This is a genomic window from Gemmata sp. (assembly GCF_051859125.1).
Lineage (GTDB): Bacteria > Planctomycetota > Planctomycetia > Gemmatales > Gemmataceae > Gemmata.
In genome coordinates this window covers 1-19298 of sequence record NZ_JBHYGG010000051.1, presented here as the reverse complement: position 1 = coordinate 19298, position 19298 = coordinate 1, and the positions used below count along the sequence as shown (strand labels likewise).

Genomic DNA, 19298 nt, shown 5'->3' with positions numbered 1-19298 from the left:
GCGCAAGGGCTGGCATCCTACCCACAACCACCGCTATCGTGAAGAACCTCTATTGTGTTACACCTTTGCGGGTGCCCCGCTCCCGCCCCCGTTCACCACGGTTTGCGACGCGGCCACGTTGAGCTGTGCCAGGATCACCGGCGCTTGCAACTTGCGGACCCGGGCCAGCTCCCGGACTGCCTCGGTGAGCCGCTTCTGGGCACGGGACAGGGCCGCGTCCAGGTGCGCCCGGTCCCGCGGGACCGCCGGCGGGCGGACCGCCAGTTCCAACTCCAGGGCGTGGGTCGCCAGCCACCCGTTGATCACCCGCCGGGCCAACAGCACCTCCAGCACGGTCGGCTTCTCGCCGAGCAGTTCGTCGATGAGCGCGCTAACCTTCTCTGCGATGCCGGCCATCCAGACGACGTCGCCCGCCGCGGCCATGTGAACCAGTTGGTGGGTGGCCTGTACCCCCAGGTCGCCGATCCAGTTGGTCCAATTTCGATCGCGGATGAGCACCCGCAGGCGTGCTTGGGCACCGGCATCGCCCGCCCGGGACTTGGCGAACACTTCGGCCGCCTCGGCGTCGGCTTCGGGGGCGGTGTAGTTGACGAGCGGCCCTGGCCCGGCAGCGTGCTGCGTCTCCAACGCGCGGATGGCGTCCTTCAACAGTGCCACGTCGCGTTTCATGCGCCATTCCCCCCGGCGGTGTTTGTGGTAGCCCAGCGCCGCGAGCAACCCGTCACTCGCGACCCGAAGTTCGGCGTTGGCGTCCCGGGCCAGGGTGAGCACGTCGTCGATCCGCCCGCGGACGTCCGAGCGGGCCTGTCGGGCGAGCCCGCGGAGGTGCCTCAGCCGACGTTGCAGCCGACCGAGTTGGTCGGCCATCACCGCGCCGAAGCCCGGCACGAGGCGGTCGTGCTGAGCCGCGAGGTACTCCTTGACCGGCTTGCCGTTCACGCGCCGGCACCGGTAGAGGTACCATCGGTTGCCGTGCCGCAGCTCCCACCCCATATCGCGCTCCCGTGTACTACACCTTTGCTCGGTGCCCCGCTCGACCGACCCGGTCAGTCTGAATCGCTCTTTTCACGCGCGGGAGTGCCCGCTGAAAGTGCGGCAGCGACTGTCGCTCGCTCGGCGGGCGACAGCTGCTTCAACAACGTCAGAAGTGCGGACAGAAGCCCGGACGGGGGGGCGTCGGCAACATCCTCTGTCGAGTTGGTGCAACCGGTGGTGCAACCGGATTGCGAGGACGCCGGAGCAGCTTGATTTGTAGATGAGTTGACGGGGTGCCCGTAGGTTCGCAACGAAGAGGTCAGGGGTTCGACTCCCCTTCGCTCCACTCCACAAACCTCTGGCACTGCCAGGGGTTTGTTGCATTTCGGCCCGCGACCGTGCCCCTCCGCCGGCTCACTTCGGTTCGATCACCCCGCCCTCCCATTCGACCCGGCACCCCGGTTGGGCCTTCGCGAACGCCGCGACACCGGTCCTCGTCACCTTCGTCGCCCTCAAGAAGATCGACGAGAGGCTGTCGCCGTCCATGAGGTGCGCCAGTCCCGCGTCCGTCGTCGGGGTCCGGTCCAGGTACACGATCGAGAGCCGCTTGAAGTCCTTGAACACCGCCAGCCCGGTCGCGGTCACCCCGGTGCGGGCGAGGTTCAGTTCCTTCAGGTCGATGCACTCCTTGAAGTACGCGAGCCCGGCGTCGGTGACTTGCGTCGAATTGAGGTCGAGGGCCGTCAGGAACTTGAGCCCCTTGAGGTGCTCCAGCCCCGCGTCGGTTAGCCGCGAGCAGCCCCCGAGGCCCAGGCCGCGGAGGCCGGCACAGTTCTTGAAGTGGACCAGCCCCGCCCCGGTGATTTTCGTCTCGTCCAGGGTGAGCTGGGTCAGGGTCCGGTACCCGTCGAAACACGCGAGCCCGGCGTCGGTGACCTGTGAGGCGGTCAGGTCCAGGTGGGTCAGGTTCCCGCACCACTTGAAGTTGGCCAGCCCGGTGTCGGTGATCGTCGAGTGCGGGAGGTCGAGCCGGGTGAGGTTCTTGCACCCGTTGAACCGGGCCAGGTCCACGTCGGTGACCCGCTCGCCCACGAGACTTAGGCCCGTCAGGCGGAACGCCCCCTTCGGCAGGTCGGCGGGGTTCTTGGTGTCGGTGTCGCCGTCGTCGAACCGCACCGCCCCCCCGAGTTTGATCGCCCACTCGGCCCCGAGGCGGTCGTCGAAGGGCGGGGCAACTTCCTTGACCGGATCGGGTCCGGGCGCAGGTGCTTCGGCTCTGCCGGGCGGGGCCGCGGTGACCGGCGATCCGTCGGGGGCCGTCGCGGGGGACTCGGTGCCGTCGCGGTTTCGGTTCGCGACGACCACCAGAACCGCGAGCACCGCCAGTGCGATCCCGGCACCGACCAGGAACCCGCGGCCCGGCTTCCGCGGGACCGCGGCGGGTTCGCCACTTTCCGATTGCCGCGGCTCGGGGACCGTCGGCTCGGCGCGAGCCGCGGGGGGGGTGGCTCCGGCCGCGATCGCCCGCAGCGCCTCGGCGACCGCCCCGGCGCTCGCGGGCCGGTCCGCGGGGGCCTTCGCGAGGAGCCTCATCGTCAGGGCACTCAACGGGGGCGGCACGGCCCGGTTCCGTTCCGCCGGATCGGTCGGCGTGTGCGTCGCCACGGCCGTCAGCGTCGCGGGGGTGTTCTTGCCGGTGAACGGCTGCCGCCCCGTCAGCATTTGGTAGAGCACGACGCCGAGGCTGAACAGGTCGCTGCGGGCGTCCACGGGCTCGCCGGTCGCCTGCTCGGGGCTCATGTACGCGGGCGTGCCGATGATCGCCCCCGGCGCCGTCACCGCGTCCGCCGGGTCGCCGTCCGCCCCGGCCCGCGCGAGGCCGAAGTCGAGCACCTTGACGTGCCGGGACGGGCCCTCGAGCCAGACGTTCGCGGGCTTGACGTCGCGGTGGACGAGACCGGCGGCGTGCGCGGCCGCGAGCCCCTCGGCGATCTCGCGGGCGACCCGCACCGCCTCCCCGACGGGGAACGTCGGGCCGGCGGCGAGGGCGTCGGCGAGCGACTCCCCCTTCAACAGGGGCATCGTGATGAACGGGACGCCCTCTTCCCCGACCTGGTGGATGGCGACGATGTGGGTGTGCTCGACCGCCGCCTGGGACCGGGCCTCGCGGAGGAACCGGGCCCTCGCGGTCGGGTGGCCGGCGAACTGCGGGAGCATCACCTTGAGCGCCACGTGGCGACGCAGGGCCGGGTCCTCGGCCCGGAACACCGCGCCCATCCCGCCCGCCCCGATCAGCCCCAGGACGCGGAACGGCCCGAGGCGGCCGAGTTCGTCGGGGTGCTGCGGGGGAGCGAGGAACGGGAACTCGCCCGACCGCGGAAGGCCGGCCGGGGCGACGAGCGTTTCATGGGTGGCGGCCCCGCCCGAGGAGCCCGAGAAGCCGGCGAGGCCGGAAACGGTCTCCGGCACCGACGCGCGCGCCACCAGTCGGCCGCACCCGGGGCAATTCACGACGCTCGTTCCCGCACTCGCAGCGGTACTCACGGCCGTGCGGCAGGTGGGGCAGATGACGTCCTGAGCAACCATATCCAGCCCCCGGCGAGAAGTTGGTGAACGGGGCCATTGTGCGTGCCGTTGCGGGCCAGATCAAGCAGATCGCGCACCCCGGGAACGAGGGTGCGATGCCGCGAGTCGCACGGATCGAACCCCGGTCAGCATCAGCACCAGGGGACGGAACCTGGGACGGGCAGAGGTCCGCAGAGGGAACACGCGGCCGGTTCGATACGTCCTTCTGGCCACGGGATCAATTACCGTGGAACCGCACAACGGTTGCTTGGTTCCGCATTCGCGTGATGGTCCGACTCTTCTTCATCTGTTAACGTTCTCGGAGGCAACTCTTGCTCGGTTTCCGGGCAGCAATCGGGTGGCAGGGGGCCGAAACGGGTCCGGGGGGACAAATGGCAAGATGTTTCCGGTAGGTGCTTTGCGACTGATGCGAGTGAATTTTGGTGCGCGTGGCACCGGGCTTGCTTTCCATCTTCCGCCCGCGAGATTTCGGGCCCGGCCCTGGGTTTCACGGGAAGTGTCGCACGGATGCGGCGCTCGAAGTGATGGATCGCTATTGCCTTGGTCCTACCACGCTTTCCGGCCAGGCTGGGCACGGACGGACAACCGCCTGCCCAGCCGTCCCGGTCTCTCCTGTCGTTGCCGTTCGTCCGCCTCAAAGCGTGACGAGGCAACACAATCCGAATTGACTGAACCTCCCTTGGGGCCAGGGCACGCGGGTGCTGTTTGGCAAAGTGGGGATCGCGCCACGCACCGTTCTCCGCTGTCGCCTTGACCGGATAGTTCAGTATGTTAATTTAAAAAGTAATGAATTCAGTCGAATCCCTGGCGGATTGTTGCAGGGGCTGTACATTGAGTTCGGATGAGAATTGCTGCCAACCGGAGATGTGCTAATGTCGCTGCTTCGCCTTGCCCCGTTCGCTGTGCTCGTGCCGGTTGCCGTCCTCGCTCTGAACGTTCCGTCAGTCCGGTCCGCCGTCGTCGGGGTGTTCCAGGTCGGGCAGTTGCGGGGGGAGTTGAACTCCGAGTTGGAGCTGGGCGAGCGCCTCGAACTGGTGAACGTCGAGATCCAGAGGCGGATCGCGATCAAGGAGCAGCTGGTCGGAGACCTGATCGCGGGCCGGACCACCCTGGCGTGCGTCACCGAGCAGTTCCTCGCACTGAACCAGGGGCGGCCCGAGTACATGCGGGTCATCCGCGTGACCTACCCTGGGGTCACCGACTTCGAGAAGTCCGCCCACAACGTCATCGGCTACACGGAAGGGGAACTGGGCCGCTACCCCGCGGCCCAGCAGGACGAGGTGCGGCGGCGGCTCCAGGCCGAGCTCCGCGACCTGTTCCGAACCTCTGCCGGGGCGGCGAACTGAGTCTGCGCCTCGCACGCTCGGGCGGTCCATGCAGCGTTTCCCGCGGGCGGACCAACGGAAATGTCGTTGAAACAAAATGACGGGCGCACGCGCGATTAAGGCTTGAAACGTGTGGGGTGACGGTTTATGATCGCCCGAGATACCTCATGCGAGACAGGACCTGTGCCCCCCTCGTCCTTCGGGCGAGAGGCTTCACCTGAGGACTTCCCATGGTCGCCCGCCGTGCCGGAACCGTCTCCGCTGCCACACTTTTTGGGCTCGTACTGAGCCTCGTGTTCACCGACCTCGTCGCCCCGCGGTGGGTCCAGGCGGTCGGGCTCGACGTCTGGAACATCGGCACCCTCCGCGATGAGGTGCGGGGGCACGACGAGCAGGCGGCCATCGTCGAGGCCCAGCGCATCCGCATCATCCGCGAGGCCGAGGCCTCGGGCCGGGTCGCGGAGCGGCTCGCCGCGGGGAAGATTTCGCTCGCGGCGGCCGTCGACGAACTGGAGCCGACCCTGCGGCACCGCGTCGGGTTCGAGTGCGCGTGGCCCAACGACCGGCCCCCGACGTTCCGCCACGCCGTCGCCCGGTACGCCATCACCCGCGTCGAGGCCGACCTGACCCCCGACCCGGAGCGGCAGGCGGTCGTGGTCGCCCGGCTCCTGGCCGAGTACGCCGATCTCAGGTGACCCCGCCCGGGGCACCTTGCCGCACCCGCCGGCCCGTCGGACAACAACACCTCCGACCCCGGCGGCCCGGCCGCCCACCTCCCGTCCGCGGGCGTGCCCATGATCCTCCTCGCGCTCACCGTCAGCGGCGACGAAGTCGCCAGCGCCTACACCAGCCGCATCCTCACCACCGTCCTCGTCGCCACGACCACGTCGGCCGCGACGTTCGCGTTCACGTGGTGGTGGGCGCGCCGCCGGGCGCTCCAGCAGTGGCACAACAAGGAGTTCCTCGACCGGATCATCGTCAGCCTCAACATCTTCGCCGACGGCTACCTGAAGATCCGGACCGTCCTGGAGCGGTCGATCGAGGAGGTGTTCCTGAACAAGGTCGCCATCGCCAAGGTGTGGGCCGGGGCCCGCGCCACGACCGTCAGCAGCCCCGTCATGCCCATCCCCCGCGAGGACCGCTGGTTCCTGCTGAACTTCGTCCTCAACGCCGTGGCCGAGCACTTCGTCAGCGGCCACATCCGCCGGGACGCCGGGCTGCCGGTCACGACCGTGCGGTACGCCCTGTTCCTCACCTGCGAACTGGTCGGCGATGAGCGGATCCGCAAGGTGCGGGCGATGCTGATTCGGGCCGACCTGCTCGCCGAGTTCCCGCACATGGACTCGATGCCGCAGCTCGAAAACCCCTGGCACGCCGACCGCATCGTGACCCTGCGGCGCGCCGCGGAGCTGTACAAGAAGGAGCCCGACAACTTCCTGGTCCTCGAAGTGTGCGTGTGAGGTCCGGCCGCACCGAGGGGCCGCCCGCGCGTTCGCTCCGGGCCGCCCGTGGTTCCCCTTCTCCGGATGCGGTACTGTATGGGGGAGTCGGCCCGCACCACTCTCCGCCCCGAGTACCGCCCGTGGCCACCGCCCCCCAGCCCGAGCCGGTTCCGGCTCCCGAGTCCCGGCCCCCCGAGACGCCCGCGCCCGAATCCGAACAGCCCCCCGACGCGGGCGGTACGCTGCCGGACCTCCGCGGCGCCCCAGCGGGGCAGGCCGAAACTGTGTCGCAGATCGCGTCGCCCCCCGGGGCGCCGGGACCGACCGCCGACTTCCCGGCCGGGACCGTCGTGCAGTCCCCCGAGGACGCGGGTCGGGCCGCCGAGCTGTCCCTGACGGCCGCAGCCGCCGCGGTGCGGGTGCCCGCCATCCCGGGCTACGAAATCGACGGGGAACTCGGCCGCGGCGGCATGGGCGTCGTGTACCGCGCCCGGCACGTCCGCCTGAACCGGCCCACGGCGATCAAGATGCTCCTCGGCGGGCGGTACGTCGAGCCGGTCGCACAGGCCCGGTTCCTCCTCGAAGCGGAGGCGCTGGCGCAGGTTCAGCACCCGTATGTCATCCAGGTGTTCGAGTTCGGCCAGCACGACGGGCAACCCTACTTCGCACTGGAGTTGGTCGCCGGCGGGACGCTCGGCGGCGCGCTCCAGCGGGCTGGCACGTTCGCGCCGTGGCGGGCGGCCGAGATGGTGGCGAAGCTGGCCGACGCGGTCGCCGCGGCGCACGCCAAGGGGATCGTCCACCGCGACCTGAAGCCCGCCAACGTCCTCCTCGACGAGAAGGGCGAGCCGAAGGTGACGGACTTCGGCCTGGCCCGGATCGGCGCGTCGGACATGACGGCCACGGGCGCGGTCATGGGCACGCCGAGCTACATGAGCCCCGAGCAGGCCGCGGGGAAGACGCGCGAAATCGGCACTGCGACCGACGTGTACGCGCTGGGGGTGATCCTGTTCGAGTTGCTCACGGGCACGGTGCCGTTCCGGGGCGACTCGGTGATGGAGACGATCCAGCAGGTGCTGACCCGCGAGCCGGTGAGCCCGCGGGCGCTGGCCCCGCACACCCCCCGCGACCTGGAGACGATCTGCCTCAAGTGCCTGGAGAAGGACGCCGCCCGGCGGTACCCGACGGCCGCGGCGCTGGCCGACGACCTCCGAGCGTACCTCGCGGACCGGCCCATATCGGCCCGGCCGGTCGGGGCCGCGGAGCGGGCGCTGAAGTGGGTGCGGCGGAACCCGAGCCGCGCGGCCGCGGCGGTCGCGGTGGCGCTGGTCGCGGTCACCGCCGTGGGCGCGGCCGCCGCGGTCCGCGCCCAGCAGGAGGCGGACCGCCGGGCGGCCGACGCCGAGGTGGTCCGCCGCCAGCGCGAGGCCCGCGCCGACGTGATCGTCGACGCCCTCGGCTCGATGGAGCCGGTCGAACTCCCGATCCTCGTCCGCACCCTCGACGAGTACCGCGACGAGGTCGTGCCCCGGCTCCAGACCCCGGCCCGGCGGCCGCTTCCGGACCGGGCCGGGCTCCACGCCCGGCTCATGCTCGTGGTGCTCCGCGCGCCCGGCCCGCCCGACGCCGCCGAGCGCCAGCGGCTCGCCGAACTGCTCGACTACTCCGCGGCGTGCCCGGTCGCGCAGGTGCCGGTCCTCAACGGGCTCATCAAGCCGCTGGTCCTGGCGGCCGGGTTCTCGCACCGCGACTGGCTCGCGCGGAGCGGGGACCGGCCCGCGGGGTATCGGTTGCGGGTCGCGGCCGGGTGGGCGATCGTGTCGCCCGCCGACCCCGAGTGGCCGCCGCGCGCCGCCGAGGTGGCAGCGTGGCTCGGGCAGCAGAGCCCGACCGAGGCCGGGGCGTGGGGCCAGGCGTTCGCACCGGTCGGCACGGTGCTCGCCCCACACCTCGTGCGCCAGTACGTCGCCGCCCGCCCCCGCCTCCGGTCCGGGAAGCTCGCGGAGTCGGAACTGGTCGCCGAGGCCGGCGCGTTCGACCTGTGCGCGAGCCTGCTCGCCCGGTTCGCAACCGACCGCCCGGCCGACCTCGCCGAACTGGTCATGACGTTCGACGCGCGACACTACTCGCTCGTCGAGGACGCCGTGCGGCGAGCCGCCCTCGGCGTGGCCCCGGTCCTGCGGGCGGAACTCGCGGCGCCGCTCGCCGACGACGGCCCCCGCGCGGAGGCGGAGGCGCGGGGCCGCCGGCACGCGAACGCGGCTGCGACGCTCCTCGCACTCGGCGACCCGGACCCCACGTGGCCGGTCCTGCGGTTCCCGGCGGGCGGCACCCCGACCGCGCGCAGCTACCTGATCCACCGGTTCTCCACGACCGGTGCCGACCCGGCCGTGCTCGTGCGCCGGTACGGCGCCGAATCGGACCTGTCGGCGCAGCGGGCGCTGCTGATTGCGCTGGGCGACTTCCCGCCCGCCCGCGTCCCCGCGGCGGATCGCGACCCGTTCACCGCGGGGTTGCTCCGGGCGTACCGCGGCCACCCGGACCCGGGCCTGCACGCGGCGATCGACTGGCTCCTGCGGCAGAAGTGGGGGATGGCGAACGAGGTCGCCGCGATCGACCGGGAACTCGCTACGGGTGTGCCAACTGCGGACCGCGACTGGTACGCCACGCGCCAGGGGCAGACGCTCGCGGTCGTCCGCGGCCCGGTCGAGTTTCAGATGGGGTCGCCGCCCGACGAGACCGGCCGCAACGCGCACGAACTCCGGCACACGAAGCGGATCGCCCGCACGTTCGCGATCGGCACCCGCGAGGTGACGACCGAGCAGTACCTCCGGTTCCGGCCGAAGCACGCCTACCTGAAGCATTACGCCCCCGAGCCCGAGTGCCCGGCGCTGTCCGTGTCGTGGTACGGGGCCGCGGCGTACTGCAACTGGCTGAGCAAGGAGGAGGGGGTGCCCGAGGACCAGTGGTGCTTCGAGCCGAACAAGGACGGCGAACTCGCCGAGGGGATGCGGATCAAGCCGGACTACCTGCGGCTCACCGGCTACCGGCTCCCGACCGAGGCCGAGTGGGAGTTCGCGTGCCGCGGCGGGGCGGTCACCCCGCGGTTCTACGGCCGCGGCGACGAACTGCTCTCGCGGTACGGGTGGTCGTTCCGGTCGGCGGACGAGCGGTCCCACCCGGTCGGGAGCCTGCGACCGAACGACCTGGGCATGTTCGACACGCTCGGGAGCGCCTCCGAGTGGGGCATCGACCCGGCGGTCCAGTACGCGGTCGACCAGCCCGACGACGCGGAGCGGACCCGGTACCTCGTGGTGACCGACCAGAACTCGCGCATCCTGCGCGGCGGTTCGTTCTACGACCAGGCCGGCGACCTGCGGTCGGCCATGCGGAGCTTCTACCGGCCGGGCGTCGGCAACTTCGCGAACGGGTTCCGCGTCGCCCGCACATTCCCGGCGGCCGAGGAAGGGAAGGGGAGGTAGCGCCGGGAAACGCGCGGTCGCGCTGTTGAGGTGGGGCGAGAACTTGATTCCGGCCGACTCCCCCACCCCACCTCCGGAACCATTCTGAAGTCCGGAATCATCCCATTCGTCCGGAAGAATCTCTGTTGGAGTGTTCGGGGCCGGAGTCTGCACCATCCGCAATCCCTTGTCGCACCCGACGTTGGGCCAACGGCATCGACTGGCGGGTCGAGTACCCGAACGAGACGCATCACGGGGCGATCAGGTCCGGTGGGGGCGGTGGGACGACCCGAACGACCCGGCCGTGGGCGTACGTGATCGCCTTGAGCCGCGGCCAACGGTAAATCGCGGTGACGCGCCCGTCCAGGGGATCACCCGAACGGTCCTCCCCGTGCGTGGGTTCGCCGATGAGCCTCTCAACCTCGGCCCGGCTCATCCCCAACCGGATGCCCGGGTGGCACACCGCCCCTGGGGGCGGCGCGGCGCCGAGGGCACCGAAGTTATCGACCCCGTCCATGAGGCGGCCGAACGGTCCCTTGGGTCGGGGCGATACCAGGCTTGCCGCGAGAACGAGCGGAACCAACAGGCCCATCTTCACGACCCTCTCTGTCAGTGACTGCACCACGATAACCGCGGCGACACTGGTGGGAAAGGTGAACGGCACAGGCCCGGGGAATGTCGGGGGTGGCACCCCCTCACCCGCCGCTCGAAGACTCGCGGCGACCTCTCCCCCGAGACCAGGGGCGAGGTGGGGCTTCGGGCCTTATGAACAGCTTTGGAACGGGGTAGCGACAGCAGAGAGGCCATCCGCCCCACCTCGCCCCCGGCTTTGCGGGGGCGAGGTCGCGACGAGTCTTCGAGTCGCGGGTGAGGGGGCGGTCGCGTGAGCGCGGTCGATCGAGCCACGGGGTCTTCAGCGCTCCTCCCACGGGGGCAGGCCCCGTGGCTCGCAGGGCAACAGCATCACCGCACGAAGCGGGAGACGTGCGTCGCGCCGTCCTGGAGTTCGAAGCGGTAGCCGTCGGGGAAGGCGTCGGCGAACTCCTCCTGGTGCGACACCAGCAGGATGCAGTGCAGGTGCCCGCGGAGGTTCTGGAGCTCCTGGATCATCACCTGGCGGCCGGCCCGGTCGAGGCACCCGAACCCCTCGTCGATGATGACGCTCTCGATCGGCCGGTGCTGCTTGCTCGCGTACTGCCCGATCCCGAGCGCCAGCGCCACCGCCACGCGGAACCGCTGGCTCCCGCTCAGGAACGCCACGTTGATCGGCGACCCGCCGGTCACCCGGTTCGAGCACTCCAGTTCCAGCGCCTTCTCCGTGCTGCCGTCGTCGGTGCCGACGAGCCGCAGGAACAACTGCCCGCCGCTGAGCCGGTCGAGGACCGCGTTGGCGTAGTCGACGATCTGCGTCTCGGCCTTGCGCACGAGGAACCGCTGGAGCCGGTCGCGGCCGAGCAGTTCGGCGAGGAGCTTGTGCCGGTTGTGGTCGGCGTCGACGGCCTTGTACTGCTCGTTGAGGTCGCCGCGCTGCTTGCGGTAGTCGTCGAGCACCCGCTTCCGGCTCCGGGCGTCGAGGAAGTCCTTGTTCCGGTCGTCGGCCTCTTTCCGGGCGGCGGCGACCTCGGCCCGCACCTCGTCGGGGTTGCGGCGGGCCTCCTCGGGGAAGGCGCCGGCCTCCTCCTCGAACTGAACGATCTCGGCGCGGAGCGAGTCGAGCCCGCCGCGGGCCGCTTGAAGGTCCGTGAACTTCTTCTCGGTGCCCTTTGCGGCGAGCGCCTCGAACTCGTCCTGCCACCGCGAGCGCTCGTTGAACCCGGCGGTCTCGGCCGGCTTCTGCCACGCGACGGGGAGCGCCCGCTTGGCCCGCTCGACGGACTCGGCGCTCTGCTTGCGGCTCGCCTCCTCCTTGCCCAACTCGCCGACGATCCGGGCCAGGTCGAGGTCGATGGTGTTCAGGTCGCGCACGCCGCGGTCCACGTCGAGGTCGGTCGTCGCGATGGTTTTCTTCCCCGCGGCGATGGCGGCGGCGACGCTCTTTTCGTCGGCCTGCTTGGACGCGAACTCCTCGCGGACCGCGGCCGGGTCGCCCTTCGGGAGGCTCTGCCGCGACCGCTCGAACCGCTCGCGGGCCGACTCCAGCTTCGCCCGCAGTTCGCCGACCTTCTTCGCCTCCTCCTGTGCGACGCGGAGCTTGCGCTTCACGGCTTCGATCTGCTTCGCTTCCTCGGAGAGCGTGGCGACGTCGTGCCGGTCGGGGTACGTCACCTTGACCCAGTCGGACGGCTCGGTCGGGCCGACGCGGTCCTTGTACTCCTGCGGGAGCTGGAAGTAGGTCTGCCGGCACGACTCGGCGAGCCGCCGGGCGTCGCTGCCGGCCTGCTTGACCGCACCGGACGCGGCGACGTACTGCTCGCGCAGTTTGGTGAGGAGTTCGCGGTCGGCGGCCTCCTTCGCGGAGAGGTGCTCCTCGGTCGCACGGGCCTTCGCGGCCGCTTCGGTGAGGTCCTTGAGCTTGCGCTCGGCGGCCTTGGCGTCGAGGTCGCGCTTCTTCTTCTCGTTCGCGAAGTGGGCCTCGGTGAGCGGCTGCCCGCACGCCCGGCACGACTTCTCGCCGGTGAGGTGGGTGAACTCGTCAGCCAACTCCTTCGCCTGCCGCGCGAGCGCGCGGGCCTCGGCGGCGGCCTGGTCCCGGGCGGCGCGGTCGTCGCGCGCCGCCTTGGCCTGCGCTTCGAGGGCAGTGAACTCCTCCTTGGCCTTGAGCCCCTCGGCCTTGAGCCGCGCCTCCTCGGCCTTCGCGTGCTTCTCGGTGGCGGCCGCCTTGATGAGTTCCGAGCGGTCCTCGTGGAGTCGGTTGAGCAGGCCGATGTGCTGGGCGAGGAGCGCGAGCCGCTCCTGGTCGTGCTGGAGCGTGCGGACGGCGGCGTCCGGGTCGGCGGGGAGTGGCTTCAGGTCGGCTTCGAGCCGCTTCACCTCGGCGTCGGCGTCCTCGGCCTGCTTGACCTTTTCGAGCACCCCGGCGAGTTCGCGGAGCCGGGCGTTGAGGAGCGCGTGCCGGGCCTCGTCCTCGCCGAGCGTCTTTTTGAGCGCCTCGCGCTTCTTCTTGGCGAGGTCGAGCTTGTTCTCGGCCTGGCGGCGGTCGTCGGTGCGGATCGCCTGCTCGCCGAGGAGCTTCTCGGTCTTCCGCTCGGACTCGGAGATGCGACCCCGCTCGGTGACGACGGTGGTGACGGCCGGGAGCACGTCGCGGAGCTCGCGGAGCCGGTGGTACTCGGTCTCGATGGCGACCGCGTGCTTCAGCACCCCCTCGGCGCTGGCGAGCTTGGCCCGTGCGTTGCCGAGTTTCTTCTGGGCCGCGTCCCACCCGCGGGCCTGGAGTTCGAGTGACACCAGGGCGTCAATGCGGTGCTGCGCCGCCGTGCGGGCCTCCTCGGCCGCGGCGATCTTCGCTTCCTCGGCCGCGAGCTCCTCGTCGGTCACGTTGCGGGTACCTTCGAGCTGGTTCGCGATCCCCTCGAGCTGGGCCTTGAGCGCCTTGCGCTTCTCGTCGGCCCTGCCGTGCAGCTTCTGGAACCGCTCGAGGTCGACGATGCGGGCGAGCACGCTGGCCCGGCCCGACGGCGTGCTGTCGAGTAGCTTCTCGGACTTCCCCTGGAGCAGCAGAACCGACGACGTGAACGTCTCGTAGTCGAGCCCGATCTTGTCCTTCACCCACGCATCGAACTTGGCCTTGTAGGTCGTGTCCGGGATCGCCTCCCACGCCTCCTCGCCGCCCGCGGCGGTGCCGGGGGGCGGGGCGATGAACTTCATCACCTGCTGGGTGCTGGCGACCCCGGAGGTGCGGCGGCGCACGGTGCGCTTGACGCGGTACAGTTGCCGCTCGACGGTGAAGTCGAACTCGACGGCGAGGGTGGTCGATTCCTTGTTGATGAGTTCCGACGCGCTCTGGCTGCCGCCGCGGTGGTGGCCGAACAGCGAGTACGTGACGGCGTCGAAGATGCTCGACTTGCCGCTGCCGTTGGTGCCCGAGAGCATCCACAGCGGCGACCCGTCGAAGCGGATCTCCTGCTCGTCCTTGTAGGAGAGGAACCCCGAGAGCTTCACGCGTTGCGGGATCATTCTTCACTCAGCGAAAAGGCGGGCGTGGCCACGCCCGCTTAGTTTTCCAGGTCGTTGAGGAGCCCGTCGGCGAGGTTCAGGATCGCCGCGCGCTCCTTCTCGTCGTGCTGGATCAGTTCCTGGCCGAGGTAGTCGCGGACGGTCTCGCCGAAGCTCTTGGTGCCGGCCCCTTCCGTGCCCGCGAGCGACGGCCCGAGCGCCCCGGTCTCCTGCCAGTCGCGGGCGTACCACCGCGGGAAGATGCGCTCCAGTTCACGCAGCACCTCCTCCAGTTGGTCGACCCCCGCCGTGTACCGGATGTGCAGGTTCACGAGGTCGGTCTGCGCGTTCTGGTACTCCGCCTTCAGCCGCGGCAGGTCGGTGGCGGGGTTCAGGACGCTCACCTCGTAGATCGGCGTCGCCGGCAGCGGCAGCACCCCCGGGTCACCGTTCCGGCCGTCCGGCCCGATTTCGACAATCACGACGCCCTTTTGGTCGCCCGACTCGCCGAGGTCCATCCGCTCGATGCTGCCCGAGTAGCGGACGTGCTTCGCGGCCCCGAGCCACTGCGGCTTGTGGATGTGCCCGAGCGCGACGTAGTCGAACTGCTCAGGCAGGTCGGCCCCTTCCACGACCACGTCTTCCTCTTCGGTGATGCGGAACAGGCTCGGCCCGACGCTCGACCCGTGAACGTGGACGTGCGCCGAGAGCACGGCCGGGGCCTTCGGGTCGTACTTCGGGTGTTCGCGGATGTCGCGCAGAGCACCCGCCCACGCGGCGACGAGGAGCTTGTTCTTCTCCTCGGGACTGCCGTACTTCAGCGCCGCGTCGCCCTTGAAGTACCGGCTCGGCGTCGGGTACGGCATCAGCACGAACTGCACCGGGAACCCGCCCGTGCGGTCCTCGAGGCGGACGAACGTCGGGTCGGCGGCGAGGTAGAGCCGGCCCGGCGGCACGGTCTCGCCCATGTGGCCGAGCGTGGGGGCCGCGAGCGACATGGCGCTCACGAGGGTCTGGCAGAAGTTCTCGTTGTCGTGGTTGCCGGTGAGGGTGAGGACCGTGCCGCCGGTTTCGAGGAACTCGCGGAACGCCTCCTGCCAGTGGCGGATCGTCTCGCGGAGGCTGTCGGGCCGCGCGAGTTCGCTGAACAGGTCACCGGCGACGAGCAGCACGTCAACCGCTTCCTGCTTGCAGTGCGCGGCGACCCGCTCGACCGCGGCTCGTAGGTCGGCGGTGCGGTCGATCCGCCCGAGGCGGTCGCCGAGGTGCCAGTCGGCGGTGTGGAGGATCTTCATACCCCGACATTGTGCCGGGGCGTGCGAACGAGCGGAAGGTCAGATGCGGGCGGGGAGAGCAGGGGTTGATCCCCCGAAGGGGTTGCATTCCCGAACCCAGGGTCGCCGGTTTCGGCGCACCCTGGGGCACCTCCGACACAATGCAGACACGCACGGGTCACCCAGGGTGCGCCCCAGAGCGGGCGACCCTGGGCTCTGGAATGCAACCCCTTCGGGGTACAGACCGCTCGCCGCCGCCGCTACACTATCACCATGAGCACCACAGCCACCCTGACGCCGCCCGCACCCGCCGCGAAGTCGCCCGCACACGAGACGCTCGTGTCGCGGATGAGGGCCATCGTCGGCCCCGACAACGTCCTCACCTCCGCGGCCGACATGTCGGCCTACGAGTGCGACGGGTTCACCATCGCCAAGACCAAGCCGAGCGTCGTCGTCTTCCCGACCAGCACCGAGCACATCGTTGCCATCGTGAAGGCGTGCGTGGAACTCGACGTCGGGTTCCTCGCCCGCGGGGCCGGCACCAGCCTGGCCGGGGGGTGCGTGCTGGTGGGCGGCGGGGTCATGATCGCGCTGGCCCGCATGAAGCGCATCCTCGAAATCAACGTCCGCGACCGGTACGCGATCGTCGAGCCGGGGGTCGTGAACGTGTGGCTCACCAACGCGCTGAAGCCGCACGGGCTGCACTACGCCCCGGACCCGAGCAGCCAGGGCGCGTGCACCATCGGCGGGAACGTCGCCACGAACTCGGGCGGCCCGCACACGCTCAAGTACGGCGTCACCGTCAACCACATCCTCGGCGTCGAACTCGTCCTCCCCGACGGCCGCGTGGTGACGTGCGGCGGCCCGACGGCCGACGGCCCGGGGTACGACCTGACCGGCACCGTCGTCGGGTGCGAGGGGACGTTCGGGGTCGTGTCGAAGGTGTGGGTGCGGCTCACCAAGAACCCCGAGGCGTACCGCACGCTGCTCGGCGTGTTCGAGACGATCGACGACGCGACCAACACGATCAGCGACATCATCGGGGCGGGCATCGTCCCCGCGGCGCTCGAACTGCTCGACAAGACGATGCTCAGCGCCGTCGAGGCCGCGTTCAAGTTCGGGTTCCCGCTCGACGCCGAGGCGGTCGTCATCATGGAGGTGGACGGCATCGCGGCCGGGCTGCAGGACGAGGCCGACCGGATCGAGGCGATCGCCAAGAAGAACAAGGCCCGCGAGGTGCGCAAGGCCAACACCGAGGCCGAGCGGATGGCGCTCTGGAAGGCCCGCAAGCAGGCCTTCGGCACCATCGGGCGGCTCGGGTACCCGAGCTACTGCACCCAGGACGGCGTCGTCCCGCGGACGAAGCTCCCGGAGATCATGCGGCACATCCAGGCGACCGCGAAGAAGTACAAGCTCGGCATCTGCAACGTGTTCCACGCCGGCGACGGGAACGTGCACCCGATCCTGATGTTCGACGAGCGCGACCCGCTCCAGGTGAAGGCGGTGCTGGACGCGAGCCACGACATCCTGGCCGAGTGCATCAACCTCGGCGGCAGCGTGACGGGCGAGCACGGCATCGGCGTCGAGAAGATCGACTTCATGCCGCTCATGTTCACCCCCGACGACCTGAACTACATGGTCCGGCTCCGCACGGCGTTCAACCCCGAGAACCGGTGCAGCCCCGGGAAGCTGCTGCCGACCGCCGGCGGGTGCTCGGAGCCGTCCGCCGTCGCACTGAAGCCCGGCCGCCGCGCCGCGGTGTGATGCGGTGCCACCAGGAGGCGACGTGAACGAGTACCTCGGTGAGTTCCTGGGAACGGCGATCCTCATCCTCCTCGGCGGCGGGGTCGTGGCGGGGGCGGTGCTGGAGAAGTCGAAGGCCCAGAACGCGGGCTGGGTCGCGGTGACGGCGGGCTGGGCGGTCGCCGTGATGGCCGGCGTGTACACCGCGAAGGCCGTCGGCGGGCCGGGGTTCATCAACCCGGTCGGCCCGTTCGCGGCGGTGCTTCTGGGCAAGCTGGAGGTCGGTCGGGCGGCGGGGCTCGCGGCCGCGGAACTCGCCGGGGCGTTCACCGGGGCCGCACTCGTCTGGCTGCACTACCTGCCGCACTGGGCCGCGACCGCCGACCCGGCCGCGAAGCTCGCCGTGTTCTGCACCTCGCCGGCGATCCGGAACCCGCCCGCGAACCTACTGAGTGAGGCGATCGCGACGTTCACGCTGGTGTTCGTTGGGACGGCGATCGTGGAGAAGGAGATCGGCGGGGCGCTCATGGCCCCACTGGCCGGCGGCCTCGTGTGGGGGATCGGCCTGAGCCTCGGCGGGACCACGGGCTACGCGATCAACCCCGCCCGCGACCTCGGCCCGCGGATCGCGCACGCGCTACTGCCGGTCGCGGGGAAGGGCACTTCGGACTGGGGCTACGCCTGGGTGCCGGTCGCCGGCCCGCTGATCGGGGCGGCCGCGGCCGCGTTCCTGGCAAAAGCCGTGCTTCCCGTCCCGTGACGTGCGGATCTCACTCGCCCGCCGCCTCGCGAACCGAGCGCACCTGCTCCGCGGCCCAGGCGGGGTCGCGGCCGAGTTCGCGGGCCATCAGGTCGGCGACCTGCGGGGCCATCTCAACAGCGGCCCGTGCGTTCAGGTACAGCGCCCGCGTGCGGCGCGTCAGCACGTCGAGCAGCGTTCGCGCCATTTCCGCACGCACCGCCCACACCACCTCGGCCCCGCAGTACGGGAGGGCAGGGTGGAGCGGTGCCGCGAGCGAAGGGTCGGCGGCCATCAACTGGCGGACCGCGGCCGCGTCGGTGCCGTAGATCGCGAGCGGGTCGGTCGGGTCGGGCGGCGCGGACCCGTGCAGCCGCAACTCCGCGGTGCGGCACGGGCGGTGCGGCAACCGGGCCACCGCCGCGGCCTTGTCCACGCACCCCTCGGCCATGCTCCGGTACGTCGTCCACTTCCCGCCGGTGATCGTGACCAGCCCCGGCGCGTCCACGTGCATCGCGTGGTCCCGCGACATCGCCGCCGTGTTCCCGCCCGACTTTACGAGCGGCCGGATGCCCGCGAAGGTGCCCAGCACGTCGCCGCGGGCCGGCTTGCGGGTGAGGTAGCGGCCGACTGTTTCGAGGATGAAGTCGATCTCGGCATCGGTCGCGTGCGGATCGACCGGGGCGGCCGGCAGCGCGACGTCGGTCGTGCCGACGAGCGTGTGCCCGTGCCACGGGATCGCGAACAGCACGCGGCCGTCGGGGGTCTCGGGGATGAGCAGCGCCGAGCCGCCCGGGAGAAAGGCCCGGTCGAGGACGACGTGGCTCCCCTGGCTCGCGGCGAGCATCGGGGCGGCCGCGGGCGACGCCATCCGCCGCACCTCGTCGCAGAACGGCCCGGCGGCGTTCACCACGACCTTCGCCGCGGCGACGAACTCGCCCCCGCCCTCCGCGTCGCGCACCCGCACGCCGGAGATCGTGCCGCTCGCGTCGCGGGTCAGCCCGGTGACCGCGGCGTAGTTCACGACGCACGCGCCGAGGTCGGCCGCGGTCATGAGCAGGTGAATGAGCAGCCGCGAGTCGTCGAACTGGCCGTCGTGGTACACCACCCCGCCGCGGAGGCCGTCGGTGCGGACCGTCGGCAGGCGGCGGGCGGCCTCGGCGGCCGAGACGACCACCGCGTGCCCGAACGGGCTCCGGCCCGCGAGCAGGTCGTAGGCCTTGAGCCCGACGCCGTACATCACGAGGTCGCGGCGGCGGTAGCACGGGACGAGGAACGCGAGGTCGTGGACGACGTGCGGCGCGTTGCGGAGGAGCCGGCCCCGCTCGCGGAGCGCCTCGAAGACCAGCGACACGTTGCCCTGCCGCAGGTACCGGACGCCGCCGTGGACGAGCTTGGTGCTCCGGCTCGACGTGCCGCACCCGAAGTCGCCCCGCTCCAGCAGGAGCACCGAGTACCCGCGGGCGGCCGCGTCCACCGCCACGCCGGCCCCGGTCGCGCCGCCGCCGATCACCACCACGTCCCACGGGTCGCGGCGGTCGGCCGCCTTGCGGAGCATCGCGTCGCGGGTCATCGGGGTGTGCCTCGTCGGGCGGGCGGCGGCTCTGTGGAGTCGTTCGCCTCACGCGGGCCGCCACGCAGGGCGGCCCCTACAAACC

At 71.0% G+C, this 19298-nt stretch carries 11 protein-coding genes; 6 read left to right on the top strand and 5 right to left on the bottom strand.

Annotated features, from left to right (window positions below; translation table 11 throughout):
* Nucleotides 1–57 precede the first annotated feature (57 nt).
* A complete protein-coding gene (locus tag ACTIGN_RS06600; RefSeq protein WP_439622036.1) occupies nucleotides 58–993 on the bottom strand; it encodes a hypothetical protein in 936 nt (311 codons plus the stop codon).
* 396 nt (nucleotides 994–1389) lie between these two features.
* Nucleotides 1390–3444 carry a protein kinase domain-containing protein gene (locus tag ACTIGN_RS06595; protein ID WP_439622034.1) on the bottom strand — a complete coding sequence of 685 codons (2055 nt, stop codon included), beginning with the start codon at nucleotides 3442–3444 and terminating at the stop codon, nucleotides 1390–1392.
* 989 nt (nucleotides 3445–4433) lie between these two features.
* On the opposite strand from ACTIGN_RS06595, the gene ACTIGN_RS06590 reads away from it, so the two are divergent.
* The 4 genes from ACTIGN_RS06590 (at nucleotide 4434) to ACTIGN_RS06575 (ending at nucleotide 9810) form a co-directional block, all read left to right on the top strand.
* Entirely contained in the window at nucleotides 4434–4907 is a 474-nt protein-coding gene (locus ACTIGN_RS06590; protein ID WP_439622032.1) for a hypothetical protein, read from the top strand.
* Nucleotides 4908–5116: 209 nt separating this feature from the next.
* Nucleotides 5117–5581, top strand: a complete 465-nt coding sequence (locus tag ACTIGN_RS06585; protein ID WP_439622031.1) for a hypothetical protein — start codon at nucleotides 5117–5119, stop codon at nucleotides 5579–5581.
* 99 nt (nucleotides 5582–5680) lie between these two features.
* Nucleotides 5681–6346 (top strand): hypothetical protein, encoded by a 666-nt coding sequence (locus ACTIGN_RS06580; RefSeq protein ID WP_439622029.1) that lies wholly within the window; start codon nucleotides 5681–5683, stop codon nucleotides 6344–6346.
* Nucleotides 6347–6468: 122 nt separating this feature from the next.
* Entirely contained in the window at nucleotides 6469–9810 is a 3342-nt protein-coding gene (locus ACTIGN_RS06575) for a protein kinase domain-containing protein (protein ID WP_439622027.1), read from the top strand.
* Between the two features lie 942 nt (nucleotides 9811–10752).
* Here the strand turns inward: ACTIGN_RS06575 and ACTIGN_RS06570 are convergent.
* Nucleotides 10753–13905, bottom strand: coding sequence for an AAA family ATPase (locus ACTIGN_RS06570; RefSeq protein ID WP_439622025.1), 3153 nt, complete (start codon nucleotides 13903–13905; stop codon nucleotides 10753–10755).
* Between the two features lie 38 nt (nucleotides 13906–13943).
* On the bottom strand, nucleotides 13944–15179 hold the full coding sequence (locus ACTIGN_RS06565) for a metallophosphoesterase family protein (RefSeq protein ID WP_439622023.1): 1236 nt from the start codon (nucleotides 15177–15179) through the stop codon (nucleotides 13944–13946).
* A gap of 252 nt (nucleotides 15180–15431) precedes the next feature.
* Here ACTIGN_RS06565 and ACTIGN_RS06560 point away from each other — a divergent pair, with 252 nt between their 5' ends.
* Together ACTIGN_RS06560 and ACTIGN_RS06555 are read left to right on the top strand one after the other, a co-directional pair.
* Nucleotides 15432–16922 (top strand): FAD-binding oxidoreductase, encoded by a 1491-nt coding sequence (locus ACTIGN_RS06560; protein ID WP_439622021.1) that lies wholly within the window; start codon nucleotides 15432–15434, stop codon nucleotides 16920–16922.
* A gap of 22 nt (nucleotides 16923–16944) precedes the next feature.
* Nucleotides 16945–17661, top strand: a complete 717-nt coding sequence (locus ACTIGN_RS06555; protein WP_439622019.1) for an MIP/aquaporin family protein — start codon at nucleotides 16945–16947, stop codon at nucleotides 17659–17661.
* A 10-nt stretch (nucleotides 17662–17671) separates the two neighbouring features.
* On the opposite strand, the gene ACTIGN_RS06550 is transcribed toward ACTIGN_RS06555, so the two are convergent.
* Nucleotides 17672–19213: a glycerol-3-phosphate dehydrogenase/oxidase gene (locus tag ACTIGN_RS06550; RefSeq protein ID WP_439622017.1), complete on the bottom strand. Its 1542-nt coding sequence runs from the start codon at nucleotides 19211–19213 to the stop codon at nucleotides 17672–17674.
* Nucleotides 19214–19298: the final 85 nt, after the last annotated feature.

Bases quoted from the DNA above. Each gene is read 5' to 3' on its own strand.
- ACTIGN_RS06585 (WP_439622031.1), top strand. From the start codon at position 5,117: ATGGTCGCCCGCCGTGCCGGAACCGTCTCCGCTGCCACACTTTTTGGG.
- ACTIGN_RS06600 (WP_439622036.1), bottom strand. From the start codon at position 993: ATGGGGTGGGAGCTGCGGCACGGCAACCGATGGTACCTCTACCGGTGC.
- ACTIGN_RS06565 (WP_439622023.1), bottom strand. From the start codon at position 15,179: ATGAAGATCCTCCACACCGCCGACTGGCACCTCGGCGACCGCCTCGGG.
- ACTIGN_RS06580 (WP_439622029.1), top strand. From the start codon at position 5,681: ATGATCCTCCTCGCGCTCACCGTCAGCGGCGACGAAGTCGCCAGCGCC.
- ACTIGN_RS06550 (WP_439622017.1), bottom strand. From the start codon at position 19,213: ATGACCCGCGACGCGATGCTCCGCAAGGCGGCCGACCGCCGCGACCCG.
- ACTIGN_RS06560 (WP_439622021.1), top strand. From the start codon at position 15,432: ATGAGCACCACAGCCACCCTGACGCCGCCCGCACCCGCCGCGAAGTCG.
- ACTIGN_RS06590 (WP_439622032.1), top strand. From the start codon at position 4,434: ATGTCGCTGCTTCGCCTTGCCCCGTTCGCTGTGCTCGTGCCGGTTGCC.
- ACTIGN_RS06570 (WP_439622025.1), bottom strand. From the start codon at position 13,905: ATGATCCCGCAACGCGTGAAGCTCTCGGGGTTCCTCTCCTACAAGGAC.